General features: G+C 59.1%; 19 protein-coding genes. 9 read left to right on the top strand and 10 right to left on the bottom strand.

Annotation, left to right across the window (positions count from 1 at the left end; all coding sequences use genetic code 11):
• Window positions 1-13 precede the first annotated feature (13 nt).
• From ALIPUT_RS05665 to murB, 4 genes are read right to left on the bottom strand one after another with little or no spacing between them, the layout of a single operon-like run.
• Complete coding sequence (locus tag ALIPUT_RS05665; protein ID WP_004328805.1) at window positions 14-820, bottom strand: aminotransferase class IV; 807 nt, start codon at window positions 818-820, stop codon at window positions 14-16.
• The gene (gene holA / locus ALIPUT_RS05670) at window positions 820-1,890 is read right to left on the bottom strand and encodes a DNA polymerase III subunit delta (protein ID WP_004328806.1); all 1,071 of its coding nucleotides are present in this window, start codon (window positions 1,888-1,890) and stop codon (window positions 820-822) included. Before holA ends, ALIPUT_RS05665 begins: the two co-directional genes overlap by 1 nt.
• Before the next feature lie 3 nt (window positions 1,891-1,893).
• On the bottom strand, window positions 1,894-3,240 hold the full coding sequence (gene tilS / locus ALIPUT_RS05675; protein WP_004328807.1) for a tRNA lysidine(34) synthetase TilS: 1,347 nt from the start codon (window positions 3,238-3,240) through the stop codon (window positions 1,894-1,896).
• Between the two features lie 19 nt (window positions 3,241-3,259).
• The gene (murB, locus tag ALIPUT_RS05680) at window positions 3,260-4,270 is read right to left on the bottom strand and encodes a UDP-N-acetylmuramate dehydrogenase (RefSeq protein ID WP_004328808.1); all 1,011 of its coding nucleotides are present in this window, start codon (window positions 4,268-4,270) and stop codon (window positions 3,260-3,262) included.
• Between the two features lie 412 nt (window positions 4,271-4,682).
• Here murB and ALIPUT_RS05690 point away from each other — a divergent pair, with 412 nt between their 5' ends.
• From ALIPUT_RS05690 to ALIPUT_RS05730, 9 genes are all read left to right on the top strand, one after another.
• Complete coding sequence (locus ALIPUT_RS05690) at window positions 4,683-6,128, top strand: DUF4301 family protein (protein WP_004328810.1); 1,446 nt, start codon at window positions 4,683-4,685, stop codon at window positions 6,126-6,128.
• An 84-nt stretch (window positions 6,129-6,212) separates the two neighbouring features.
• On the top strand, window positions 6,213-6,851 hold the full coding sequence (locus tag ALIPUT_RS05695; RefSeq protein ID WP_004328811.1) for a hypothetical protein: 639 nt from the start codon (window positions 6,213-6,215) through the stop codon (window positions 6,849-6,851).
• A gap of 408 nt (window positions 6,852-7,259) precedes the next feature.
• Window positions 7,260-7,874 carry a hypothetical protein gene (locus tag ALIPUT_RS05700; protein ID WP_004328813.1) on the top strand — a complete coding sequence of 205 codons (615 nt, stop codon included), beginning with the start codon at window positions 7,260-7,262 and terminating at the stop codon, window positions 7,872-7,874.
• A gap of 10 nt (window positions 7,875-7,884) precedes the next feature.
• Window positions 7,885-8,727, top strand: a complete 843-nt coding sequence (locus ALIPUT_RS05705; RefSeq protein ID WP_004328814.1) for a DUF2764 family protein — start codon at window positions 7,885-7,887, stop codon at window positions 8,725-8,727.
• A gap of 8 nt (window positions 8,728-8,735) precedes the next feature.
• On the top strand, window positions 8,736-10,493 hold the full coding sequence (locus tag ALIPUT_RS05710; protein ID WP_004328815.1) for a V-type ATP synthase subunit A: 1,758 nt from the start codon (window positions 8,736-8,738) through the stop codon (window positions 10,491-10,493).
• A gap of 8 nt (window positions 10,494-10,501) precedes the next feature.
• The gene (locus ALIPUT_RS05715) at window positions 10,502-11,827 is read left to right on the top strand and encodes a V-type ATP synthase subunit B (RefSeq protein ID WP_004328816.1); all 1,326 of its coding nucleotides are present in this window, start codon (window positions 10,502-10,504) and stop codon (window positions 11,825-11,827) included.
• A gap of 20 nt (window positions 11,828-11,847) precedes the next feature.
• On the top strand, window positions 11,848-12,456 hold the full coding sequence (locus ALIPUT_RS05720) for a V-type ATP synthase subunit D (protein ID WP_004328817.1): 609 nt from the start codon (window positions 11,848-11,850) through the stop codon (window positions 12,454-12,456).
• Complete coding sequence (locus tag ALIPUT_RS05725) at window positions 12,453-14,270, top strand: V-type ATP synthase subunit I (protein WP_004328818.1); 1,818 nt, start codon at window positions 12,453-12,455, stop codon at window positions 14,268-14,270. The genes ALIPUT_RS05720 and ALIPUT_RS05725 overlap by 4 nt, the downstream gene beginning before the upstream one ends.
• Before the next feature lie 44 nt (window positions 14,271-14,314).
• A complete protein-coding gene (locus ALIPUT_RS05730) occupies window positions 14,315-14,764 on the top strand; it encodes an ATPase (RefSeq protein WP_004328819.1) in 450 nt (149 codons plus the stop codon).
• A 283-nt stretch (window positions 14,765-15,047) separates the two neighbouring features.
• Here the strand turns inward: ALIPUT_RS05730 and ALIPUT_RS05735 are convergent, their stop codons facing one another.
• The 6 genes from ALIPUT_RS05735 to metH form a co-directional block, all read right to left on the bottom strand.
• Entirely contained in the window at window positions 15,048-15,560 is a 513-nt protein-coding gene (locus tag ALIPUT_RS05735; protein ID WP_004328820.1) for a TlpA family protein disulfide reductase, read from the bottom strand.
• A 234-nt stretch (window positions 15,561-15,794) separates the two neighbouring features.
• Entirely contained in the window at window positions 15,795-16,925 is a 1,131-nt protein-coding gene (locus ALIPUT_RS05740) for a radical SAM protein (RefSeq protein ID WP_004328821.1), read from the bottom strand.
• Entirely contained in the window at window positions 16,922-19,195 is a 2,274-nt protein-coding gene (rnr, locus tag ALIPUT_RS05745) for a ribonuclease R (protein ID WP_004328822.1), read from the bottom strand. The genes ALIPUT_RS05740 and rnr overlap by 4 nt, the downstream gene beginning before the upstream one ends.
• Entirely contained in the window at window positions 19,192-20,295 is a 1,104-nt protein-coding gene (locus tag ALIPUT_RS05750) for a M20 metallopeptidase family protein (RefSeq protein WP_004328823.1), read from the bottom strand. The genes rnr and ALIPUT_RS05750 overlap by 4 nt, the downstream gene beginning before the upstream one ends.
• 40 nt (window positions 20,296-20,335) lie before the next feature.
• Window positions 20,336-21,301, bottom strand: a complete 966-nt coding sequence (metF, locus tag ALIPUT_RS05755; protein WP_004328824.1) for a methylenetetrahydrofolate reductase [NAD(P)H] — start codon at window positions 21,299-21,301, stop codon at window positions 20,336-20,338.
• Window positions 21,301-24,936, bottom strand: coding sequence for a methionine synthase (metH, locus tag ALIPUT_RS05760; protein WP_004328825.1), 3,636 nt, complete (start codon window positions 24,934-24,936; stop codon window positions 21,301-21,303). The genes metF and metH overlap by 1 nt, the downstream gene beginning before the upstream one ends.
• Between the last annotated feature and the right edge of the window lie 11 nt (window positions 24,937-24,947).

Consider the following 24,947-nt stretch of genomic DNA (forward strand, 5'->3'; position numbering starts at 1 on the left):
CGGGCAGGATGCGTTAGTATAATTTGTTCAGGACGCGGGCGATACGTTCGGTGATGATTGCGGCGTAGAGTTGCCCTTCGCAGGCCGATAGCGAGGTGAGGCCCCGGTGATCGACATAGAAAATTTCGTCGAAACGGGCGAGTTGCTCCCGGCCGATCTCCAGCTCCAGCAGAGGCAGGCGGGCGGCTTCGACGGCCCGGTACGCCAATTCCCGTTCGACACTCGGCGGGGCGGGCGGAGTATAGACTTTTTTCCCTTTCACGGCGAACAGGGGCGCTTCGTCGCATACGTGCACGAATCCCTCGCCGTCGCAGCGGATCACCGCTTGTACGCCTGTCCGGACTGCCGCCCGTTCAATGTCCGCTTCCGCCGCCCGGTTGTCCGCCGTCACCGCTGCCTGCAAAGCCAGCATGCAGGCTGCCTCGCGTGCCGAGGTGGGGTATTCGGGGTAGGGAACGCCGTAGTTCACGACAGCCGCAGCGGGCCGCAGCGACCGCAGGGTATACCCGTCGTAGAGGGATACTGCTCCGGGGATCAGCAGCAGGTCGCCCGCCGGTGTGAAGGCCATGCGTACGAACGAAGAGCCTGCGACGGGGTGACGGTTGGCGTCGAGCAGAGTGGCGATCTGTGCCTCCAGTCGGCGAAGGTCGGGGGCCCAGCGCAGCCCGAAAAGCTCTTGTATATTGCGAGCCAGCAGTTCCGTGTGGCGGTCGAGCCAGAGGGGGCGGCGTCCCCGGACATGAAGCGTCTGATAGAGGTATGTGCCTTCGATGCGGGGCATCGGCTCCGGGATACCGTTGCGCAGCAGGATGCGTTCCATTATTGGAGGAAGATTTTGAGAAGCAGCTCGCGGAGCAGCTCCCCGTCCGGGGCGCCGCCCGCGTTCATGCCCTTCGATTTGGCGTCGTATTCGCGCAGCAGCCCCAGGATGCGGAACACTCGGCGGTTGTCCCACCGTGCCGAGGTCTGCTTCAGTTCGCCCAGAGCGTAGGCGTTGTTCATTCGCAGGATGCCTATGAGTTCCGTGTCCGAGGGAAACGGAACTCCCTTGTGGCGGCTGAGCCACCGCAGGTAGTTGATGCGGAAAATTTCGCGGAACTGATTGAAAAGGGCCAGAATCGTTACCAGCAGGGGGTTGTCTTTGGGGTTGCGGGCGAAATGGTCGGCGATGCGCAGGGCCTGTTCGAGGTTCTGTCCCGTGACGGCCTTGCAGAGTTCGAAGTTATTGAAATCCTTCGAGATGCCGATGTTCTGTTCGATGTGTGCGTCGGTGATTTTCTTCGTTCCTTCCGGTAGCGAGAGCAGCAGCTTGCCCAGTTCGTTGGAGATTTTGGCGAGGTCGGTGCCCAGGTGGTCGGTCAGCATCGCCTGGGCTTTCGCGTCGATCGTGCAGCCTTTCGAGGCGACGAACTGCGCGAGCCAGGGGCCGATCTCGTAGTCGCGCGGCCGGACCGATTCGAGCACCGCACCGTGCTGGGCGATGCTTTTGTAGAGCTGCGAACGCTTGTCCACGTTCTTCTCCTTGTGGCAGACGATCAGGATCGTCGTGGGCGAGGGTTTCGAAGTGTATAGCGAGAGTTTGTCGAGACCGCGCAGTTGCTGCGCCTCCTTGAGAATCACCACCTGGTACGAACCCATCATCGGCATCTGCCGGCAGAGGTTCACCACTTGTCCCGCGTCGGAGTCCCGCCCATAGACGGTCAGCTGGTTGAAAGCCCGTTCGGACTCCTGGAGGATCGTCGAGGCCAGCAGGTCGCAGAGAGCGTCGATGAAGAAGGCCTCTTCGCCCATGAGCAGATAGACGGGCGCGAACTTCCGTCCCGCGATTTCGCCTCGGAGACGGTCGTAGGCCGCCATCGTATCTTTGAATTTTACGCCGCTTTTCGCCATGGCTTAAATGATCTCTTTGGTGATGCGCAGCACGTTTTCGGTCTCGGCCGTGAGCCGGTAGCGGTCGTCGATGCGCCGCCCGACGAGCCAGACGATCTCATCCCCGGAAAGCAGTACGAACTGCCGTGCCTTCTCCGGCAGCGGGACTTTATGGTCGATCAGGTAGTCGCTGACCTTCTTGCGGCCGGACATGCCGTAGGGAATGAACCAGTCCCCCTCCTGCCAGCGGCGCACCGTGAGCGGGTATTTGAGTTTGTCGGCATCCACCTGGGCGATGTGTTCGGGTACGCCGAAGCCCTGGATATCGTCGATGTCGCGCAGCTCGAAGTAGAGCACCGAGTTGCCGCAGTAGCAGCGCGGGGCGCCCGCCTCGACCTGCACCTGGCAGGGGTCGTCCGCCGGGATCGGGGTTACCATAATCCGTCCCCGGTCGATGTACGCCACGTGGGATTTGGAGTAGAACCGCTTGCCCGTGCCGGAGTTCTGTTCCAGCGCCCTGACCAGGGCGTCCGACACGTCGCCTTTGAACGAATAGGTCGAGTTGAGCAGTTCGAAGATTACGAAATTCAGCGGGAAAGCCCGGTCGATACGGTCGATGTGGATCGTGTCGATCCCGTTTTCGGTGGTGATGACCTCTTCGCGGATGCGCTGGATGCCGTGGTTGATGAAGAGCTGCGCGTCGGTCAGACGGCCGATGTTCTGACGCATCAGGTCGGTGAACTTGGGGCTGATCTCCTTGATGCGGGGTACGAGTCCCAGGCGGATCTTGTTGCGCAGGTATTTGGTCGAGCGGTTCGACGAATCTTCCCGGTAGGGAATGTGTTGTGCTACGGCGTATTCGAGGATGTCCTTGCGCGAAGCGAACATCAGCGGGCGGATCAGCTTCCCGGCATGGGTGGTGATCCCCGTCAGACCCCGCAGGCCGGTGCCGCGCAACAGGTTGATGAAGAAGGTTTCGATCGAGTCGTCGATGTGGTGGGCGATGGCTACCACCGTGTAACCGTGCTCGCGGCTCAATTCGTCGAACCAGGCGTAGCGCAGCCGCCGTGCGGCCATTTCCATCGATTCGCCCGTGCGCTCCATCTCGCCTTTGGTGTCGAAGCGTTTGTTGTACCAGGGCACGCCGTACTTCTCCGCCTCGCGGCGTACGAGTTCCTCGTCCTCTTCGCTCTCCACGCCCCGCAACTGGAAATTGCAGTGGGCCACGCCGACGCGATAGCCGCTTCGCACGAAGAGCGAGAGCATGACCATCGAGTCCACGCCGCCCGAAACGGTCAGCAGGATGAAATCCTCCGGAGCTGCCAGCTCGTTGCGGCGGATGTAGCGTTGGAAATTGTCCAGTAGGTTCATAGGCAGTGCCTTGTCGGTTTTATAATATATTGACTTCGGGTTCGATCTCCACGCCGAAGCGTTTCTTTACCTGTTCCTGCACTTTGCGGGCGAAAGCGACGATCTCCGTACCCGTAGCGCCTCCGAGGTTGATAATCACCAGCGCCTGCCGGGGGTGGATCCCCACGCGTCCTTCGCTGTGGCCTTTCAGTCCGGCGCGGTCGATCAGCCAGCCTGCGGCCAGCTTGACTTGCGAAGGGTCGGCTGCCGGATAGTGCGGCATATCGGGATAAAGTGCCGACAAGCGTTCGGCCTCCTCGCGGCCGACGACCGGATTCTTGAAGAAGCTCCCGGCGTTGCCCGTCACCGCAGGGTCGGGCAGCTTGGCCCGGCGGATCGCACAGACGGCCTCGCGGATGTTGCGCAGCGTGATGCCTCCCCGCGCTTCGACCGCTGCGGCCAAATCCCCGTATTCGAGTCGGGGCCGGGGCGTGCGGCTCAACGCAAAGCGGACCGAGGTGATGATTACACGTCCCCGCAGGGAGCGTTTGAAGACGCTGTCCCGGTACCCGAACGCGCAGTGTTCTCTGTTCAGGACGAGCGTGTTGAAGGTCTCCGTGCAGAACATCTCGACGCTTCGGATCGCATCCTTGGCCTCGCAGCCGTAAGCCCCGATATTCTGAACCGGAGCGGCCCCGACTTTGCCGGGGATGAGCGAGAGGTTTTCCAATCCCCACAGTTCGTGCTGTACGGCCCATTCGACCAGGTCGTCCCACTCGACGCCCGCGTCGGCTTCGACCGTCACGCAGTCCGGCTGTTCGTCCACGATGCGGATACCCTGTGCCACAGGGGTCAGCAGCGTACCGGGATAGTCTTGCGTGAAGAGGACGTTGTTGCCTCCTCCGAGGACGTACCACGGATCAGGCATTCCTTTCTCGAAGAGTTCCTGCAAATCTTCCGTCCGGTCGAACTCGATGAGGCGTGCCGCCCGCTGCGCCACGTGAAAACTGTTGCGCGGGGCGAGTTCGGGATTGTTAAATTCTCGTATCATATTTGCAAAGTTAGGAATTATTTCGTTAATTTGAATGTTTTCGACAAGCGAGGGCAGAACGACTTCACTCGCTCTGCCGGACGGAGAAAACAGAGAATGCAGTTCGATGTTTCCGATAAGCGAGGCAGGAGAGGACGACTTTTTGCCCGGCGGAGAGAACGGGGCCCGCAGTTCGCCGTTTTCGGTCGAGTGGTGCGGGACGTTGTGTCGGGCAGGGAGAACGACCGTTCGACGGTTTCGATCTATGCGAGTGAGAAGGGAGCTTTTTGTAACAGGCGGGCAGGGCGCCGTGTGCGTGAAGAGAAAAACGGGCGGAGTCGCTGTTTTTTATCGCCCGCTTCGTCGGGCGTCGGTCGATGTGGCGCCGATCTTGCTGAAAGAGAATGAATGTGACTGATAAACGGTTTCCGATATGTTTACGAAAGAGGATTTTGTGCAAATGGAGGAGCACGGCCTGACGCCGGCGGCTCTCGAAACCCAGTTGAAAAATTTTCGGGAAGGTTTTCCCTTTCTTCCCGTGACGCGGGCCGCTTCGTGCGGCGACGGTATTCGGGTGCTGGATGCTGCCGGGATCGAGCAGGCGGCGGCCCGTTACGACCGTGCGAAGGAGTCTTTGCGGGTGGTGAAATTCGTGCCCGCTTCGGGCGCCGCGACCCGTATGTTCAAGGATTTGTTCGAGTTCGTTCGCGAGGGGCGCCGTACGGCTGTGGTCGGGGAGTTGCTGGCCAACCGCCGCCGCTTCGCCTTCTGGCCCGAGCTGCGGACGATCATCGGTGACGATGCCGACGAGCTGCGGACGGTCGAAAATATCGTCGCCGAAGGGCTCCGTTACGGGGAAACCCCGAAGGGACTGGTGTCGTTCCACCGCTATGGGGACGAGGTGCGCAAAGCCGTCGAAGAGCATCTGGTCGAAGGGGCGCAGTACGCCGCCGCCGGGGGCGAGGTGAAGATTCACTTTACCGTCTCGCCCGAGCATCTGACCCGTTTCGAAGCGTTGCTGGCCGAAAAGATACCGGGTTACGAATCCCGTTTCGGGGTCAAGTATCGCATCTCCTTCTCCGTGCAGGACCCTTCGACCGACACGCTGGCCGTGAATCCCGACTGTACGCCTTTCCGACGTGCCGACGGGCGGCTGCTCTTCCGTCCTGCGGGACACGGGGCGCTGATCGGGAACCTCGGAAAGATCGATGCGGACATAGTCTTCGTTAAAAATATCGACAATGTTACTACCGATGCCCGGCGGAGCGATACGGTGCTTTATAAAAAAGCGCTGGCCGGAGTATTGCTCGCATTGCAGGAGCGGATTTTCGAATACCTCATGGCCCTCGAAGTGCCGGGTGCCGAATTGGAGCCTATCGCCGCGTTCATCGAGAATGAACTCTGCGTGAAACTGCCCAAGGACTACGGCACGGCTCTTTTGAGGCAGGTGCTCGACCGCCCGATCCGGGTGTGCGGCATGGTGCGCAACGAAGGCGAGCCGGGCGGCGGCCCCTTCTGGGTGGCTGGGGCCGACGGGCTGGAGACGCTCCAGATCGCCGAATCGAACCAGATCGCTCCCGAAAAGCGGGAGTTGATGCGCTCGGCGACTCATTTCAATCCGGTGGATCTGGTTTGCAGCTTCCGCACCTCGAAAGGCGGTCGTTTCGATCTGCGGGAGTTCGTCGATCCCGCTACGGGTTTTATCTCCCGCAAGTCGGACGGGGGCCGCGAGCTGCTCGCGCAGGAACTGCCCGGTCTTTGGAACGGTGCCATGGCCCGGTGGAATACGGTCTTCGTCGAAGTCCCCATCACGACTTTTTCGCCCGTAAAGGTAGTCACCGATCTGCTGCGTCCCGAACATCAGGGCGATGAATTTTGAATAAGCCATTGCTCCCTTCGGATTTTCATTCGGAGGGAGCTTTTTTCGAGATGAAGACGTTGGTTGTCCCAAACGATTGAAAAAATGCAATCGAAAAATATAAAAAACAAATTGAATAACATTTTCAGTGTTATTTTTCTGCTATTCGGATTAGCGGCTTGCTCAGATGATCGTTACCAAACACAAAATGTAACCCATTTAGTAATCGATTCTTTCGAAGATTTTGCAAAGGACAGCGATACCGTAAGTATTCGGTCCATAACCCTATCCTTGGCCGATAAACGATTTTACGCCGAATTCGAACATTCGGATATCGAGATTAATTACGAAGTAAATGTTCGTAATAATAGTGCGGACACAGTTCGTATCAATCTCCCGGATTCTTCGAATTATGCTACATATCTAAATAATCGTGTCGGGTGGTTGAGTGGATGGAATAAAAATGAGCTTGAAATTCTACCATGTCGATCAAATACTATTTGTATTACCAATATCGGCATGTTTGGTGCGTTATATCGTTGGGAAAAATTATTTCCTCCAAAACACGATTACACTTTTGATATGCTAAAAATCCTTCCCGATGTAAAAGTATATTACAATGGACAGCTTGTATTGCCATCGAAAGAAATAGAAATTTTTACAAGCGACTACAAAGATCCGTGGATATATAAAGTGCTTAAAAAAATATCAGGAGAACCATATGCTATTGATTTTTCTAATTAGATAAAAACTAATGTGATTGATCGATTGTTGAAATCGAAACTCAAAGACAATATTTTATGGTTCGATCCGAAAAAAAATGCGCCGAATATGCGTGGGTTAAAATGGATTTTATATATTTGTAGGAACTAATTCGGAGGAGTGTGATTTCGGGAACAGTTCCGATGTTTCCGGTCGGAGTCGGGGAGAGATCGCTTGCGATCGAGTCTCGGATGGAGGTGAGGAAGAGAAAGATTCCGGTGATCCCGGATCGAATGCCTGCGGTCGGATTTGCCGGCGGGGAAAGCGGTGCTGTATGCCGTGCGTTTCGGTCGGCGGGGTCGGTGCGGGGCCGGGCTGCATCCCGGAATCCGTGACGCGAGGTCATGGAGTGACGAATAAGAAATTCAAATATAATAAACATAAATTCTTATGGAAAACAAACTTCAACAGTTAACCCAGAAGCTCTACGACGAGGGACTGGAGAAAGGCCGTGCCGAGGCGGAACGTCTGGTGGCCGAAGCGAAGACCAATGCGGCCAAGATCGTGAAGGAGGCCGAGGCGCAGGCTGCGAAGATCCTCGCCGAAGCCAATACCAAAGCACAGGACGTGGAGAAGAACGCGATGACCGAAATTTCGCTCGCGGGCAAGCAGGCCCTCTCGAAGATCAAAGCCGAGATCAGCTCCATGATTATCGCCAAGAGCACCGCTCCCGCCGTGAAAGCCGCGACGCTCGATCCCGAATTCGTAAAGCAGATGCTGCTTACCGTCGCCAAGAACTGGAGCGGCGCCGATTCGTCGAAGAACCAGTTGAAGGCCCTGCTGCCGGAGGCGGAACAGAAGGCGTTCGAAGCGACGTTCGAAGCCGCTGCGAAGGAGCTGCTGGCCGCAGGCGTCGAGGTGGGTTATTCGAAGGAGGTCAGGACGGGATTCAAGGTGGGTGCCAAAGACGGCGGCTACTACATTTCGTTTTCGGACCAGGATTTCGACGCTCTGTTGAAGGAGTACCTGCGCGACAAGGTCTATAAAATGCTGTATAACGCTTAAGCCGGGCGCCATGTTCGACAAGAATTACTACTGTTTGGTAGCCGGATTGCGGGAGTATTCGCTCGATGCCGATACCAAGGGCTTCAATGCCCGGGCGATCATCGAGGAGATTCTCGAAGGGGTTTCCGCCCGCGATGCACGTTGCGTGCGTCTGCTTTACGGTTACTACGACTGCGAGAACCTGGTTAATTTCCGCAAGGGACGCGCGGCGCACAACCCGCTGGGCAACCTCTCGCGGGAAGAGATCGAGGAGCAGACCAAGAACCCCGACCGGCTTCCGGCGCGTATGGCGACCGTGGTCCGTTCCTATTCGGCCATCGTCGATGAAGATGCCGACAACGAGGACGGGATCGACACCGACCGATCGTTCGAGAACGCTCTTTTCTCGGCCTACTACGACGAGTGCGCCCACTCCAAGAGCCGTTTCCTGCGCCAGTGGGCCGATTTCGACCGCAACCTGCGCAACATCTCTGCCGCCGTCGTAGCCCGCGTTACGGGACGTTCGGCCGAGCAGTCTGTCGTGGGCGGGGATGAAACTTCGCAGCAGCTCAAACGCTCGTCGGCCGCCGATTTCGGCTTGCGGGGCGACGTTCCCTACCTGGAGGCGGTGATCGCCGCCGTGAACGACGAAACCAACCTGGTGGAGAAGGAGCGCAAGATCGACGCGATCCGCTGGAACCAGGCCGAGGAGCTTTCCACTTTCGATTATTTCGACATCAACGCGCTGCTGGCTTACCTGGTGAAGGTGAACATCGTGGCGCGCTGGACCCGTTTGGACGACAAGCAGGGGCGCGAAATGCTGCATCGCCTGATGACCAGTCTGGACGGCAAGGATTTGATCAATAAACAATAAAACAGATAATGAAAACAACAGGACGAGTAAACGGTATCATCTCGAACATCGTGATCGTGAAGGCGGACGGCCCTGTCGGCCAGAACGAAATCTGTCACGTTTACTGCGGGGATACCAAGATGATGGCCGAGGTCATCAAGGTCGTGGGCGACAATGCCTACGTGCAGGTTTTCGACTCGACCCGCGGACTGAAGATCGGCGAAAAGGTCGAATTCGAGGGTCACATGCTGGAAGCGACGCTCGCTCCCGGTCTTCTTTCGCGCAACTACGACGGTCTGCAGAACGACCTGGAGAAGATGGACGGTCTGTTCATCGCGCGCGGTTCGATCACCGACCCTATCGACTTCGAGAAGAAGTGGGAGTTCAAGCCGCTGGCCAAGCCCGGCGACAAGGTTTCGGCCGCGTCGTGGCTGGGGCAGGTCAAGGAGGAGTGGGTCGAGCACAAGATCATGGTACCCTTCACGATGGAGGGAACCTATACGGTCAAGAGCGTCGTGCCCGCCGGAGAGTACAAGGTTACGGACACGATTGCCGTCATCACCGATGCCGACGGCCGGGATCACGATATTACGATGGTGCAGCGGTGGCCTGTGAAGCAGGCCGTGCGCTGTTACCGGGAGAAGCCGCGTCCCTCGCGCGTCATGGAGACGGGCGTGCGGGCCATCGACACTTTCAACCCGCTGGCCGAGGGCGGTACGGGCTTCATCCCCGGACCTTTCGGTGCGGGCAAGACGGTGCTCCAGCATGCGATTTCGAAGCAGGCCGATGCCGACGTAATTATCATCGTGGCCTGCGGCGAGCGTGCCAACGAGGTGGTCGAGATTTTCAAAGAGTTCCCCGAGCTGGTCGATCCCCGCACGGGCCACAAGCTCATGGAACGTACCATCATCATCTGCAATACTTCGAACATGCCCGTCGCGGCGCGTGAGGCGTCCGTTTATACGGGTATGACCATCGGCGAGTACTACCGTTCGATGGGCCTCAAGGTGCTCGTTATGGCCGACTCGACTTCGCGCTGGGCGCAGGCGCTGCGCGAGATGTCCAACCGTCTGGAGGAGCTTCCGGGTCAGGACGCCTTCCCGGTCGATCTTTCGGCGATTATTTCGAACTTCTATGCGCGGGCCGGCCTGGTGAAACTCAACAACGGTAAGACGGGTTCGGTGACCTTCCTGGGTACGGTGTCGCCTGCGGGCGGTAACCTCAAGGAGCCGGTGACCGAATCGACGAAGAAGGCAGCCCGCTGTTTCTACGCCCTTTCGCAGGGCCGCGCCGACTCGAAGCGTTACCCGGCTATCGACCCGCTGGAGTCCTACTCGAAATACCTCGAATATCCCGAAATCGAGGAGTACCTCGACGGCCGTATCGAAAAGGGCTGGGTGGAGAAGGTCTATGCGGGCAAGACGCTCGTGCAGCGCGGCAAGGAGGCCAACGACCAGATCAACATCCTGGGCGACGACGGCGTGCCGGTGGAGTACCACGAACGATTCTGGAAATCGGAGCTGATCGACTTCGTGATCCTGCAGCAGGATGCTTTCGACGAGATCGACGCCAACTGCCCGATCGAACGCCAGAAGATGATGTACGAGATGGTGCTCGACATCTGCGACCGGGAGTTCGCGTTCGCCGGATTCGAGGAGTGCGCTTCGTTCTTCAAGGGCCTGATCAACCTCTTCCGTCAGATGAACTATTCGGAGTGGAAATCGGAGAAATTCGAGGACTACCGCCGTCAGATCGAGAAAACAGTGAGTGAAAAAGAATCCAAATAAGGCGCGGTATGACAACACGAGCATTTCAGAAGATATATACCAAGATTGAAAACATTACCAAGGCGACCGTGACGCTGCGTGCCGAAGGCGTGGGTAATGACGAGCTGGCCACCGTAGGCGGCAAGTTGGCCCAGGTGGTGAAGATTATGGGCGACCAGGTGACTTTGCAGGTTTTCGCGGGCACGGAGGGTATTACCACCGATTCGGAGGTAATTTTCCACGGCGAACCCCCGAAGCTGCGCGTTTCGGACAACCTGGCGGGCCGTTTCTTCAACGCCTACGGCGAACCCATCGAGGGCGGCGAGCAGATCGAGGGCGAAGCCCGCGAAATCGGCGGTCCGACGGTGAATCCGTTCCGCCGCATCCAGCCGTCGGAGCTGATCGCCACGGGTATCGCCGGCATCGACCTCAATAATACGATCGTGACGGGCCAGAAGATTCCCTTCTTCGCCGACCCGGATCAGCCCTATAACGCCGTGATGGCCAATGTGGCCCTGCGTGCCAAGGCCGACAAGATCATCCTGGGCGGCATGGGTCTCTCGAACGACGACTTCCTCTACTTCAAGCAGGTGTTCGAAAACGCCGGTGCGCTCGATCGCATCGTTTCGTTCGTCAATACCACGGAGAATCCCCCGGTGGAGCGTCTGCTCGTGCCGGACATGGCCTTGACCGCCGCCGAATATTTCGCCGTCGATAAGGGTGAAAAGGTGCTGGTGCTGCTGACGGACATGACCCTTTACGCCGATGCGCTGGCCATCGTATCGAACCGTATGGATCAGATTCCTTCGAAGGACTCGATGCCCGGTTCGCTCTACTCCGATCTGGCGAAGATCTATGAGAAGGCCGTGCAGTTGCCCAACGGCGGCTCGATCACCATTATCGCGGTGACGACCCTTTCGGGCGGCGACATCACGCACGCCATCCCCGACAATACGGGTTACATCACCGAGGGTCAGTTGTTCCTGCGCAACGATTCGGACACGGGTAAGGTTATCGTCGATCCGTTCCGTTCGCTGTCGCGTCTGAAACAGTTGGTGATCGGCAAGAAGACCCGCGAGGATCATCCGCAGGTGATGAACGCTGCCGTGCGTCTCTACGCCGATGCGGCCAATGCCAAGACCAAACTGGAGAACGGCTTCGACCTTTCGGACTACGACGAGCGTGCGCTCAAGTTCGCTTACGACTATTCGGAGAAACTGCTGGCGATCGACGTCAATATCGAAATTACGCAGATGCTCGACACGGCGTGGGAGCTCTTCGCCAAATACTTCTCGAAGGAAGAGGTGGCCATCAAGAGCGAACTGGTGGAGAAATACTGGCCTAAAACCGAGTAGAGCAATTCAACTCAAACAGAATGGCTATAAAATTCCAATATAACAAGACCTCGCTGGGCGAACTCGGAAAACAGCTGAAAATGCGGCAGAAGGCGCTCCCTACGATCAAGAGTAAGGAGTCGGCCCTGCGTTCCGAAGTGAAGAAGGCGAAGGACACCGCACAGGATTTCCAGCGGCAGTTGGACGCGCTCACGGCGCAGTACGACTACATGGTTTCCCTGTGGGGTGAGTTCGATGCGGACCTGCTGCGCATCGCCGACGTCGATCTTGCGGAGCAGAAGATCGCGGGCGTGCGTACGCCGGTGTTGCAGGACATCCGTTTCGAGGAGAAGGACTACGACCTCTTCTCGGCTCCCGTGTGGTTCGCCGACGGAGTCGATATTCTCAAGCGCCTCGCGCGTCTGGGTATCGAATTCGAGGTGTTCAACCGCAAGATGGAGTTGCTGGATTTCGCACGCCGCAAGACTACTCAAAAGGTAAACCTCTACGAAAAGGTGCAGATACCCGGGTACGAGGATGCCATACGCAAAATCAAACGCTTCATGGAGGATGAGGAGAACCTCTCCAAGTCGGCCCAGAAGATCGTGAAAACCAAACAACAGCAAGCCGGGGAGGGCGCGATGTTATGATAGCGAGAATGTCGAAATACGACCTGGTACTCTATGCGGGTCAGAGCAGCGACTTCATCGAGAAGCTGCGCGGCCTGGGGCTGGTCGATATTACCACTACGGGGTGGGAGCCTTCGGACGAAGACCGTCAGTTGCTGCTTTCGATCGACAACCATCACAAGGCGGTCGATGCCCTGACGCGGTTTCTCGAAGACGAACGTTTCGTTCGGGACGAGCAGCCCATCGCCGACGGCGGCGAGGCTTTCGATCGCTATACGGCCGCTACGCAGCAGGCAGCGGCGCTCCGTTCGGAGATCGCACGCTTGCAGAAAACCGCCGACGAGCTGCGTCCCTGGGGCGATTTTTCGGTCGATACGCTTCGCAAGTTAGCGGACAGGGGCGTGGTGCTACGCTATTTCTTCACCAGCCGTGCGGCTTACGAGAAGGATATCGAAGCGTGGTCGGAGCGTTATACGATCGCTCTGGTGCACGAGGGTGAAACCTTTGATTACTTCGTGGTCGTGACCCGGCCGGGCGAGGAGGTGGTGCTCGATGCGCAGGAGGTCAAGGCGCCGACGATGGACTGCCGTCAGACCGAAGCGCAGATCGCCGAGGCCCGCAGGAAGCTCGCGGAGCTGGATCGGGAATTTTCCCGTGCGGCTCTTTCGGTGGAGGCGATCCGCCGGCATGGGATCGAGCTCAAGCGGAAGCTGGAAGAGATTCGCGTGAAGAATACTGCGCAGCCTGAAGCCGACGGTACGCTGGTTATTCTGGAGGGATGGGCCGAGGAGACCGATTCCGCGAAGGTGGATGCTCTGCTGGCCGAATACCCCAATCTGATTTTCCTGAAGAGTACGCCGACCCCCGAGGACAATACCCCGGTGAAGCTGCGCAACCGTCCCTTCGCCCATCTGTTCGAGGTGATCGGCGCGATGTATGCGCTGCCTAAATACGGCACGATCGATTTGACACGCTTCTTCGCTCCTTTCTATATGATCTTCTTCGGCTTCTGTATGGCCGAGGGCGGTTATGGACTGGTCATCATGCTGGGCGGTTTGGCCGCAGTGATGCTGGGTCGCAAGAAGGGGAGTTCGGCCATGAAGGAGATCGGTATGCTGACGATGCTGTGCGGATTCTCGGGCATGGTCTTCGGCCTGATGTCGGGCTCGTTCTTCGGATTGCAGCTCTCCGAATGGGAGTGGCTGGGCAGCCTGCGCGATCATCTGTTGACACCGGACATCCTCTTCCCGCTTTCGATCGGACTGGGTGCCGTGCAGGTGCTTTTCGCCATGATGATCAACGCTTATGTCACGGCCCGCAGCTTCGGCCTGCGCTATGCGCTGGGACTGATCGGCTGGATCATCGTGCTGGTCGATAGTGCCGTTGCGTTCCTGCTGCCCGAAAGCGTGGGCTTCACGTTCCATTCGGTCGCTTATCTGGTGATCCTGGGCATCGGCCTGGTGCTGATGTTCTTCTTCAATACGCCGGGCAAGAATATCTTCGTGAACTTCGGACTCGGTATCTGGAATACCTATAATAATGTGTCGGGGCTGGTGGGCGATCTGCTGTCGTACATCCGTCTGTTCGCCATCGGCCTTTCGGGTGGTATTCTGGCGATGGTCTTCAACCAGTTGGCCGTTGGTATGAGTCCCGATATTCCGGTCGTGAAGCAGCTCGTGATGTTGCTGATCCTGCTGCTGGGACACGGCATCAACCTCTTCATGTGCGTTCTCTCGTCGGTGGTGCATCCGCTGCGTCTGACGTTCGTGGAGTTCTACAAGAACGCCGGGTTCGAGGCCGCAACGCGCGTCTTCACCCCGTTGAAAAACGAATAAACTAAATGATAATCAATATTAACAACTAAAACAAAATTCGATTTATGGAACCTATTACGTTGGGCTATCTCGGTATGGCCATCATGTTTACTCTGGCGGCCGTAGGCAGTTGCTATGGTACTACTATCGCGGGCAATGCCGCAGTCGGTGCGATGAAGAAGAACCCGAATGCCTTCGGTAACTACATCATCCTGTCGGGTCTGCCCGCTTCGCAGGGTCTTTACGGCTTTGCCTCGCTCTTCCTTATCATGAATTACCTGACCGATTCGGTTACGATGCTGCAGGCGGCCGCTATCTTCGGTTTGGGTATCTTGGTCGGCCTGGTGAACTTTTTCTCGTCGTATCGTCAGGGCCAGCTTTGCGCCAACGGTATCGCTGCCGTAGGTAACGGTCATGACGTGGGTACCAAAACCCTGATCCTCGCCGCTTTCCCGGAGTTGTACGGTATTTTGACCGTGGCGATCACCTTCCTGGTAACCGGTCTGATGAAGTAATCGAAATCCCGGATTTCGAAAGAACAGGCGGAGCTTCTGCAAGCTCCGCCTGTTTGTGTTTTGTGAGGAAGAGGGTGTGTGTGGAGGGGTTTTGGAGAAGGCATGAGAGGGGACGGTTCGATTCGAGGTGGAGTAAATTGCGGGGTTCGGCAATGTTGCTGTGTCCCGGCAGATCGGACGGTTACGGGGTGGAAACCGCTGGAATTCCGGGGTGTCTTCGGAATCCGGTCATGTCAGTCATAGACGGCTGTTTTGTGTGGTCGGCTTTGTTGGGTATGCTGCTTTATTCTGTTGTTTGGAGCGCTTGTTCGATTTGCTCGATCAGCAGGCGTTGTATTGTTGCGTCGTAGTCGGTTTCGGAGAGCAGGATTTTGCCATTGGGACTGATGATAAAGTTGCGGGGAACGTATCGGGTGGCGTAGAGCGAGTAGATTGACATGTCGGGATCCAGACCTACGGAGAATGCGATTCCCAGCTCGCGGCAGAACTCTTGAACGGTCTGCTGCGTTTCGCCTCGATTGATTGGAAGGAAGCGAAATTTCCGGTCAGCAAAGCGATCGACGATTTGGGTTTGCATCTGCTGCATTTGTTTCCGGCAGGTCGGGCACCACGTGGAGAAGAAGGTAAGCAACACCACGTTGCCTTGCAGGTCGGACAGGGTGATCGCTGTGTCGTCGAGCATTCCGACCGTGAAGTGAGGGGCCTCCTCTCCGACGCGGACGAGCGTGGTTTCCTTTTCCGTCGGGATCTCTTCGGAAAGGCAGCCCGTTAGGGCGAGTACAAGCAGGAACAGCACAATAGTCGGCTGTACGGTCCGGTATAGAAGTCCGAGATGTCGTGTAAGTCCGGATCGAGAGAAGAATCTTGTCTGTCGAAGAGCAGGCCGTAAATATGCCGTCATAGGGAGTTGGTTATAATCGTCGGGTAGAGTTCAAAATTCGTTCCGAATAAAAAAGCCGGAATTTTCCGGCTTTTTTTCGTGCAGGGAAATACCCCTCTTCAGTTGATATGGCTTGCCGCATGGGGATCGTTACCGCATTCGGTAAAGCTGGTCCCGCAGACGAGGCGTGAAGCCCGCCTCGCGGATCGCTTGTTGGATGCCTGCGGCATCGAACTGGTTGTGCGCCCCGGCCGAAGAAACGACGTTCTCCTCGATCATGATCGAACCCATGTCGTTGGCGCCGCTGTGCAGCGCTACCTGAGCGGTGGCCTTGCCGACGGTGAGCCACGAAGCCTGGATGTTGCGGATGTTGTTCAGAACCAGTCGGCTGACGGCGATTATGCGAATGTATTCCAATGGTGAAAAGCGGGTTGCAACTCCCTGCCGCTCCAATTCGGTGCCCGACGAGCGAAAAATCCAAGGGATGAAGGCCAGAAAGCCGTAATGTCCTTCGGGACAGCGGGCCTGCAGGTCGCGGATGCGCAGCAGGTGGTCCACACGCTGACGGGATGTTTCTACATGGCCGTACATCATCGTCGCCGAGGTCGGCAGGTTGAGGCAGTGGGCTTCGTGCATCACCTGGATCCACTCCTCGACCGAAGGTTTGGCGGGCGAGATGGCTTTCCGCACGCCGGGATCGAGGATCTCGGCCCCGGCACCCGGCAGGGAGTCCAATCCGGCGGCGATCAGCCGTTTCAGGGTGTCGAGCGTGGTGAGGCCGCTGATGCGGGCGATGTGCGCCACTTCGGGCGCTCCGAGGGCGTGCAGGCGTACCTGCGGATAGAGGCTCTTGAGTGTCGAGAAGAGCTCCTCGTAGAAATCGATCCCCAGCTTCGGGTGTAGACCGCCCTGCAGCAGCAACTGGTCGCCGCCGAGGGCGAGCATCCGCTCGATTTTCTCCTTGTATTCATCCAGCGTAGTGATGAAAGCCCGCTCCGTCTGGTGGGGTTTGCAGTGGAAATTGCAGAAGTGGCAGCCCGAAATGCAGACGTTGGTGATGTTCACGTTGCGGTCGATCTGCCAGGTCACGACCTCCAGGTCGGGCACTACGGCACGGCGCACGCGGTCAGCCGTGAGAGCCAGCTCCTGCAGGGGGGCCTGTTCGTAAAGCCAATACGCCTCCTCCGCCGTGAGGGGATCACGCTTCAGACATTTTTCGTATATCTCTTCCGCACGGTTGGGGCCGGTCCCGGCGGTTCGCTGCGTCTGTTCCCGGATCATCGCTTCGATCCTTTTTTGCCCCCTTTGCGGGACGTTTTGCCGCCCTTACCCGGTCGGGACGTGCTTTGGCGGCGTACCGGAATCGCTGCGTGCCCCTTTACGTCGTCCTCGCGGGAGTCGGCCGCCGCATCGTGCACCAGTTCGAAATCGAGCTGGCGGCGTTGCAGATCGGCCCGCTTGACGCGAATACGCACGGCATCGCCCAAGGTGAAGATCCGTCCTTTGCGGCGTCCATAGACCTCGTAGCGGTTCTCGTCGAACTGGTAGAGGTCGTCCTCCATTTCCCGCAGCGAAACCATGCCTTCGATGTGGGTTTCGTCCAGCTCGACGTACATGCCCCAGTCGCTCATGCCCGAGATATGGCCGTCGAAGAACTGGCCGATTTTATCCTGCATGAACTCCACCATTTTGTACTTGATCGAGGCGCGTTCGGCTTCGGCAGCGATCACTTCCCGCTCCGAGGCGTGTACGCAGAGTTTCTCGAAGGTGTCGCGGTCGGCCGATTTGCCTCCTTCGAGGTAGCGGGCCAGCAGCCGGTGGACCATCATGTCCGGGTAGCGGCGGATCGGCGAGGTGAAATGCGTGTAGTAGGGGAAAGCGAGGCCGTAATGACCGATGTTGTCGGTCGAATAGAAGGCCTTGGACATCGCACGTACGGCGAGGTTCGAAATGACGTTCTCCTCGATGCGTCCTTTGGCCTGTCCCAGCAGCTTGTTCATCTCCTTGGCCACGGCGCGTCCCTTGTCGGCCTTGAATACGTAGCCGAAGCGCAGAACGAAGGTCCGGAACTTTTCGAGCTTCTCCTCGTTCGGAACGTCGTGTACGCGGTAAACCATCGTACGCCGAACGGCACGGCCGTTCACTTTGTGATGTCCGCAGAATTCGGCGACCTGTTTGTTGGCCAGCAGCATGAACTCTTCGATGAGCTGGTTGGCCTCCTTTTGCTCCTTGAAATAGACGCCCAGCGGTTTGCCTTCGGCGTCGAGTTTGAACTTGGCTTCTTCGCGCTGGAAGCTCACGGCTCCGCGCTTGAAGCGTGTTTTGCGCATCCGCTGGGCCAGACGGTTGAGCGTCAGCACCTCTTCGGCGAAGTCGCCCTTGCCGGTTTCGATGATCTGCTGCGCCTCCTCGTAGGTGAAGCGGCGGTCGGAGAGGATGACCGTGCGGCCGAACCATTTGTCCAGTACTTCGGCTTCCTCGTTGAGCGTGAAGACCGCCGAGAAGCAGAGACTCTCTTCGTCGGGGCGCAGCGAGCAAAGTTCGTTGCTCAATTTTTCGGGCAGCATCGGAATCGTACGATCGACCAGATAGACCGACGTGCCGCGCTCCTCGGCTTCGGTGTCGATCACCGAGCGGGGTTGAACGTAGTGGGTCACGTCGGCGATATGTACGCCCACCTCCCACACGCCGTCTTCGATCTTGCGGATCGAGAGGGCGTCGTCGAAGTCCTTGGCGTCCGCCGGGTCGATGGTGAAGGTCGTTATCTTGCGGAAGTCGCGCCGGGCGGCATAATCGGCTTTGGTGATCGTCGAAGGAATGGCCTGGGCCGCATCTTCGACCTTTTGCTCGAAATGGTAGGGCAGGCCGTATTCGGCCAGGATGGCGTGCATCTCGGTATTGTTCTCTCCGGCGCGGCCCAATACCTCGACCAGCTCTCCGGCGGGGCTTTTGGAACCCAGCGCCCAGTCCGTGATGCGGATCACGACTTTGTCGCCGTGCTGTACGTTAGGGTTGTCCCGCTTGGAGAGATAGACGTCCATCGGCATGCGCCGGGGATCCATCTTGACGAAGATGGCGTGGTCGCTCACGTCGGCCGTGCCCACGTATTGCTTGCGGCTGCGCTCCACGATGCGGGTGATCTCGCCTTCGAGGGACCCGGCGTGGGAGCGGCGGGTGATGACGAACTCCACGCGGTCGCCGTCCAGAGCATTCAGCGAATTGCGCTGGCTGACATATACGTCGTTTTCGAACTCCTCGGAGCGGATATACATCGCTCCTGTCGAGATCATCTGTACGATGCCCTCCTGACGGGGACGCTCCTTGCCGCTGAGACGGTACTTTTCCTGCCCGCACTCCTCGATAGTGCCCTGGGCGAGCAGTTCCGTGATGATTTCACGGGTACGAAGACGGCCCTCCTTGGTGGCGCCGCCCGAGGCCGAAGCCAGATGCTTGAGGGAGAACTTGTTGTTCGGGAATTCCCGGAACAGGTTAATGATCAGCGAAGAGCGGTCGAATGCGGCCGACTTCTTCGTATTTTTCAGTTTATTCATCGGTTGAAATAGTTACGGGCGAGGAGTTCCATGAACCGGATGCCGGTCGGAATGGCCGCCTCGTCGGGATTGAAGGTGGATGTATGCAGTTTTCCGGCTCCGGGACCGACGCCCAGGCGGTAGAAGATCGCCGGGTAGCGGGTGCCGTAGAAGCCGAAATCTTCGGAAGTCATGCGCAGGGGCAGCATTTGAAAGGGAATTCCTTCGGTTTCGGCCAGTGCGACGGCCTGCCGGATCAACTCCGGGTCATTGACCACGCACGGGTAGCCGGGGGTGAAGTGTACCCGGGTTCGTACGCCGTACGAGGCGTCGTTCGCGGCGGCGAGTTCTTCGATCCTGCGTTTCACTTCGGCCCGTTCCCGTTCGTCGAAGGTACGCATCGTTCCCTCCATATAGACCCGGTCCGGGATGACGTTCGTAGCGCCCGCAGCTTCGACCTTGCCGATCGAAACGACCCGTTCGGGCGTGTTCAGGGCCGTGAGGTGCAGGATCAGTTGTGCGGCGGCGCTCACCGTGTCGCGGTGTTCGGCACGCATGGCCGCGTGGCCGCCCGCGCCTTCGAGCGTGAGGCGCAGTTCGTCGTTGGAGGCCATGTACTTGCCCGCGCGGAAGCCCAGCGTGCCCGCGTCCAAAGCGGGTTCGACGTGCTCGCCGACGACGGCCAGCACCGTATAGCCTTCGAAGGGGTTTTCGGCCAGCACTTTGGAGGCTCCGCCGGGATTCGATTCCTCTCCGGGTTGGAAGATTCCGAAAAGAGTACCCTCGAAATTCCGCTCGGCGGAGAGCCGGAGCAGGGTGCCGTAGAGCACCGCTGCGTGGATGTCGTGCCCGCAGGCGTGCATCACTCCGTCGTTCTCGGAACTCCACGCCGCGCCGCTCTGTTCGCGGATGGGCAGGGCGTCGATGTCGGCTCGCAGCACGACGGCTCGCCGCAGGTCGCCGCGTCCTTCGATTTTGGCCAGTACGCCGGTTCCGGCGATCGGACGGCAGGGGATGCCTGCCTCGCGGAGCGCCTCGGCGATGAAGCGGGCGCTCTCCGTTTCGCGGAACGAAAGCTCCGGGTGGCGGTGCAGGTGGCGGCGAAACTCTACGGGTGTCATGGTTAAGCGTTTAATAGCAATTACTTTGCCCTATTCGGAATTAGAATACGTTGCGGGCGATCTTGCGGATGTTGTCCGTGCGTCCCATCGTGTAGAAATGGATGATCGGCACTTCGGCCGCCTTGAGCTCCTTGGCCTGGTGGATCGCCCATTCTATCCCGACCTCGCGGGCCGCCTGTGTGTCCTCGCCGCAGGCCCGGACGGCCTTCACCAGCTCTTCGGGCAGGCTGACGCTGAAGGTGCGGGGCAGGATCTCCAGGTGCTTGGGCGTCGAGATCGGCTTGATGCCCGGGATGATCGGTACCGTGATGCCCGCTTTGCGGCAGCGCTCCACGAAATCGAAGTACTTGCTGTTGTCGAAGAACATCTGGGTCACGATGTAGTCGGCTCCCGCATCGACCTTCTCCTTGAGGTACTGGAGGTCGCTTTGGGCGTTCGCCGCCTCGAAATGCTTTTCGGGATAGCCCGCCACGCCTACCGAGAACTTGGAGTGGTGGCACTCCTCGACTTCGCCGTCGATAAATTCTCCCCGGTTCATGGCCTGGATCTGGCGCACCAGGTCGGCGGCGTGGGCGTGTCCCTGGGCGTAGGGGACGAAGCGGGGTTCGTTCTGCCGCTTGTCGCCCCGCAGCGCCAGCACGTTGTGCAGCCCCAGGAAATCCATGTCGATCAGCGAATCCTCGATGTCGTATTTCGACCAGCCGCCGCAGATCAGGTGGGGAACCACCTCCACGTCGTACTTGCGCCGGATCGCGGCCGAGATGCCGACCGTGCCCGGACGGCGGCGCATGATGTGCCACTCGCGGCTTCCGTCGGGGCGGATGTCCTCTTTGAGGGCTTCGCGGTGGAAGGTGACGTTGATGTAGGCCGGGTTGAAATCCATCAGCGGGTCGATGGCTCCGAAGACGCTGCGCGTACCGTCCCCCTTCAGGGGCGGGAGCAGCTCGAAGGCGAAACGGGTCGTGCGCGAAGCGACGGCGCCCTGTATGAGATCCGTAATATTCATCAGATGTTATTGGGTATCAGTTTTTCGATCGTTTCTATGTCCATGTTGCGGCGTGCGGCGTAGTCGGCCAGTTGCTCTCGGTCGATTCGGCCGACGGAGAAATATTCGGCGTCGGCGAAGAACAGGCCGCAGAGCGCCTCCTCAGGTGTAATCATATAGTTGTCGTTCAGACGCATGGCGGTCGTCTTGTCGGCGGCCAGCAGGTCGAAGACCTCGCGTTTGAGCGAGTGGTCGGGACAGGCCGGGTAGCCGAAGGCCATGCGCCGACCCCGGTATTTGCTGCGGATGATCTGTTCGGGTGTGAGCGCCGGACCGGTTTCGTAACCCCACATCTGGCGGCGGATGAAGATATGCACCCATTCGCAGAGGGCTTCGGTCAGGCGGTCGGCCAGCAGCTTCGAGAGGATGGCGTTGTAGTCGTCGCCCTCCGCGCGGAACTTTTCGGTCAGCTCCTTGAGCCCTATGCCGCCCGTGAGGGCGAAGGCCCCGATATAGTCGGTTCTGCCTGCCTTTTCGTCGGCGATGAAATCGGCCAGACAGCGGGCCTGGGCTTCCCGGACCGGGGCCTGGCTGCGCAGCATCGGCAGGATGTATTTCTTGTCTTTCGGGCCGGTGACCACGATGTCGTCGCCCCGGCTGACGGCTGCGAAGATGCCCGCTACGCCCTGGAGGGTGAGGAGTTTTTCTTCGCGGATGCGGGCCAGCATCTTTTGCGCGTCGTCGTAGAGCTTGCGGGCTTCGGCGCCGTGTTCGGGGTTTTCGAAGATCTCCGGTACGCGGCCCTTGAGCCCCCACGCCGGGAAGAAGAAGTTCCAGTCGATCAGCGGCTCCACATCGGCGATACTTATGTCCGGAAACACCAGCCGTCCCGTATGGGCCGGAACAGCGATTTCGGACGCGGGTTTCGGCACGCGCAGCTTGCGCACCTGACCGAAGGGTAGGATCGTGCGGATCTCCTCGCGGCGGCGGTACTGGTCGCGCAGGGTCTGTTGCTCCTCGCGCACGCGAGCCAGATACTCTTCCCGGCCGGGACCGAGCAGTTCGCCGAGGATTTTGTTGTTGCGGCTGGCGTTGTCGGCATGGATCACCGGGCCCGAGTAGGTCGGAGCTATTTTTACGGCGGTGTGTACGTCCGAAGTGGTCGCACCGCCGATCAGTACGGGAATTTGCAACCCCCGGCGTTCCAGCTCTTCGCAGACGTGGATCATCTCCTCGAGCGAAGGGGTAATCAGTCCGCTCAGGCAGATCGCGTCGGCGCCCCAGGCGACGGCTTCGTCGATGATGCGGGGACACTCGACCATCACGCCCAGGTCGCGGATCGTGTAGCCGTTGCAGGCCATGACTACCGCCACGATGTTCTTGCCGATGTCGTGTACGTCGCCTTTCACGGTAGCCACCAGCACCTTGCCGGCACTCTTGGCGTTCGCTTCGGAACCTTGCTCGATGTAGGGAGTCAGTACGGCGACGGCTTTTTTCATCACGCGGGCGGTCTTGACCACTTGCGGCAGGAACATTTTGCCCTGCCCGAACAGATTGCCTACGACTTCCATGGCCGGCATCAGCAGCCGGTCGATCACTGCCAGGGGCGAGCCCAGCGTGCGGTAGCCTTCGAGCGCGTCCTGCTCGATGTAGTCGGCCACGCCCTTGAGCATGGCGTATTCGATGCGCTTGCCGAGCGGCTCCGAGCGCCAGGCGTCGGTATGCTGCGTCTGCGTCGCGGCGGTTTTGGTGAATTGCGAAGCGTATTCCGTGAGGCGTTCGGCTGCGTCTGCGCGGCGGCAGAGGATGACATCCTCGACTCGTTCGAGCAGTTCCGGTTCGATGTCGCTGTAGATTTGCAGCATCTGGGGATTGACGATCGCCATGTCCATACCCGCTTGGATGGCGTGGTAGAGAAACACCGAATGCATGGCCTCGCGCACGGCGTTGTTGCCCCGGAAGGCGAACGAGAGATTCGACACGCCGCCCGAAATCTTGGCGTGCGGCAGGTTTTGCTTGATCCAGCGCACGGCTTCGATGAAATCCCTGGCGTAGGCGTCGTGGGCTTCGATACCGGTGGCCACCGCGAGGATGTTGGGGTCGAAGATGATGTCTTCGGCGGGGAATCCGTCGTCGGTGAGGAGTTTGTAGGCCCGCTGCGCCACCTCGATCTTGCGGGCATAGGTGTCTGCCTGTCCCTGTTCGTCGAAGAGCATCACTACGGCGGCGGCTCCGTAACGGCGGATGAGGCGGGCGCGGTGCAGAAATTCCTGCTTGCCCTCCTTCAGGGAGATGGAATTGACGACGCTCTTGCCCTGCACTACCCGGAGGCCCGTTTCGAGCACCTCCCATTTCGAAGAGTCGATCATGACGGGTACTGCGGCGATTTCGGGCTCAGAACCCATCAGGTTGAGGAAGTCGCGCATGGCTTCGGGACCGTCGATCAGGCCGTCGTCCATGCAGACATCGACGATCTGAGCGCCGGCTTCGACCTGGGCACGGGCCACCGAGAGAGCCTCCTCGTAATTCTTTTCGCGGATCAGCCGCGCGAACTTGGCCGAGCCGGCGACGTTGGTGCGCTCGCCGACATTGACGAAGTTGGCTTCGGGTACGATCCGAAGTTGTTCCAGCCCGCTCAGGCAGGTCACGTGCCGCCGCTGCGGCAGGGGGCGGGGCGCATAGTTGTTTACGATCTTCGCCAGTTCGAAGATGTGCAGGGGCGTGGTGCCGCAGCAGCCGCCCACCAGATTGACCAGGCCGCGCCGCATGTATTCCTCTACGTCGGCGGCGAACATCGCGGGCGTCTCGTCGTAGCCGCCCATGACGTTCGGCAGACCCGCATTGGGATAGACCGCCACGCGGAATTCCGAAACAGCGGCCAGCCGCTCCAGGTAGGGCAGCAGGGCCTTGGCGCCGAACGAGCAGTTGAGGCTCACGGCCAGCGGTTCGGCGTGTGCGACGGAGGTGTAGAAGGCTTCGATGGTTTGTCCCGCCAGGGTGCGTCCCGACGAGGTGAGCGTGCCGGAGACGATGACCGGCAGTCGCATGCCGCGTTCGGCGAAGAGGGATTCGATGGCGAAGATCGCTGCCTTGGCGTTCAGCGCATCGAAGACGGTTTCGAGCATCAGCAGATCGACGCCGCCGTCCATCAGGCCCCGGGCCTGATCGTAGTACGCCTGCGAGAGCTGTTCGAAAGTGAAAGCCCGGGCGCCGGGGTTGTCCACGTCCGCCGACATCGACAGCGTATGGCTCGTCGGGCCCATCGAGCCGCCCACGAAGCGGGGCTTCTGCGGATTGCGGGCGGTGAAGGCGTCCGCCGCTTCGCGGGCGATGGCTGCGCCGACCCGGTTAATGCGGTACGCTTCCGCTGCCAGTCCGTAGTCGGCCAGCGAAATGGAGTTGGCGTTGAACGTGTTGGACGTAATTACGTCCGATCCGGCCTGGAGGTATTTCTCGTGGATTTCGCGGATTGTTTCCGGACGGGTGAGGTTCAGCAGGTCGTTGCAGCCTCTGAGAAGTTTTTCGCTCGCGGCGAACTCCTTGCCCCGGTAGTCGGCTTCGTCCAGGCCGTATTGCTGTATCATCGTGCCGAATCCGCCGTCGAGCAGCAGGATGCGGTGTTCGAGTTCGTGTCGTATGTCGCGGTTTTTTGTCACGTCGTGTGGTA

Origin of the sequence: Alistipes putredinis DSM 17216 (assembly GCF_000154465.1) — a bacterium.
In the GTDB taxonomy this organism is placed as follows: domain Bacteria; phylum Bacteroidota; class Bacteroidia; order Bacteroidales; family Rikenellaceae; genus Alistipes; species Alistipes putredinis.

Bases quoted from the DNA above. Each gene is read 5' to 3' on its own strand.
- murB (WP_004328808.1), bottom strand. From the start codon at position 4,270: ATGATACGAGAATTTAACAATCCCGAACTCGCCCCGCGCAACAGTTTT.
- ALIPUT_RS05730 (WP_004328819.1), top strand. From the start codon at position 14,315: ATGGAACCTATTACGTTGGGCTATCTCGGTATGGCCATCATGTTTACT.
- tilS (WP_004328807.1), bottom strand. From the start codon at position 3,240: ATGAACCTACTGGACAATTTCCAACGCTACATCCGCCGCAACGAGCTG.
- ALIPUT_RS05665 (WP_004328805.1), bottom strand. From the start codon at position 820: ATGGAACGCATCCTGCTGCGCAACGGTATCCCGGAGCCGATGCCCCGC.
- ALIPUT_RS05690 (WP_004328810.1), top strand. From the start codon at position 4,683: ATGTTTACGAAAGAGGATTTTGTGCAAATGGAGGAGCACGGCCTGACG.
- holA (WP_004328806.1), bottom strand. From the start codon at position 1,890: ATGGCGAAAAGCGGCGTAAAATTCAAAGATACGATGGCGGCCTACGAC.
- ALIPUT_RS05750 (WP_004328823.1), bottom strand. From the start codon at position 20,295: ATGACACCCGTAGAGTTTCGCCGCCACCTGCACCGCCACCCGGAGCTT.
- rnr (WP_004328822.1), bottom strand. From the start codon at position 19,195: ATGAATAAACTGAAAAATACGAAGAAGTCGGCCGCATTCGACCGCTCT.
- ALIPUT_RS05720 (WP_004328817.1), top strand. From the start codon at position 11,848: ATGGCTATAAAATTCCAATATAACAAGACCTCGCTGGGCGAACTCGGA.
- ALIPUT_RS05695 (WP_004328811.1), top strand. From the start codon at position 6,213: ATGCAATCGAAAAATATAAAAAACAAATTGAATAACATTTTCAGTGTT.
- ALIPUT_RS05700 (WP_004328813.1), top strand. From the start codon at position 7,260: ATGGAAAACAAACTTCAACAGTTAACCCAGAAGCTCTACGACGAGGGA.
- ALIPUT_RS05705 (WP_004328814.1), top strand. From the start codon at position 7,885: ATGTTCGACAAGAATTACTACTGTTTGGTAGCCGGATTGCGGGAGTAT.
- ALIPUT_RS05710 (WP_004328815.1), top strand. From the start codon at position 8,736: ATGAAAACAACAGGACGAGTAAACGGTATCATCTCGAACATCGTGATC.
- ALIPUT_RS05740 (WP_004328821.1), bottom strand. From the start codon at position 16,925: ATGATCCGGGAACAGACGCAGCGAACCGCCGGGACCGGCCCCAACCGT.
- metF (WP_004328824.1), bottom strand. From the start codon at position 21,301: ATGAATATTACGGATCTCATACAGGGCGCCGTCGCTTCGCGCACGACC.
- ALIPUT_RS05725 (WP_004328818.1), top strand. From the start codon at position 12,453: ATGATAGCGAGAATGTCGAAATACGACCTGGTACTCTATGCGGGTCAG.
- ALIPUT_RS05715 (WP_004328816.1), top strand. From the start codon at position 10,502: ATGACAACACGAGCATTTCAGAAGATATATACCAAGATTGAAAACATT.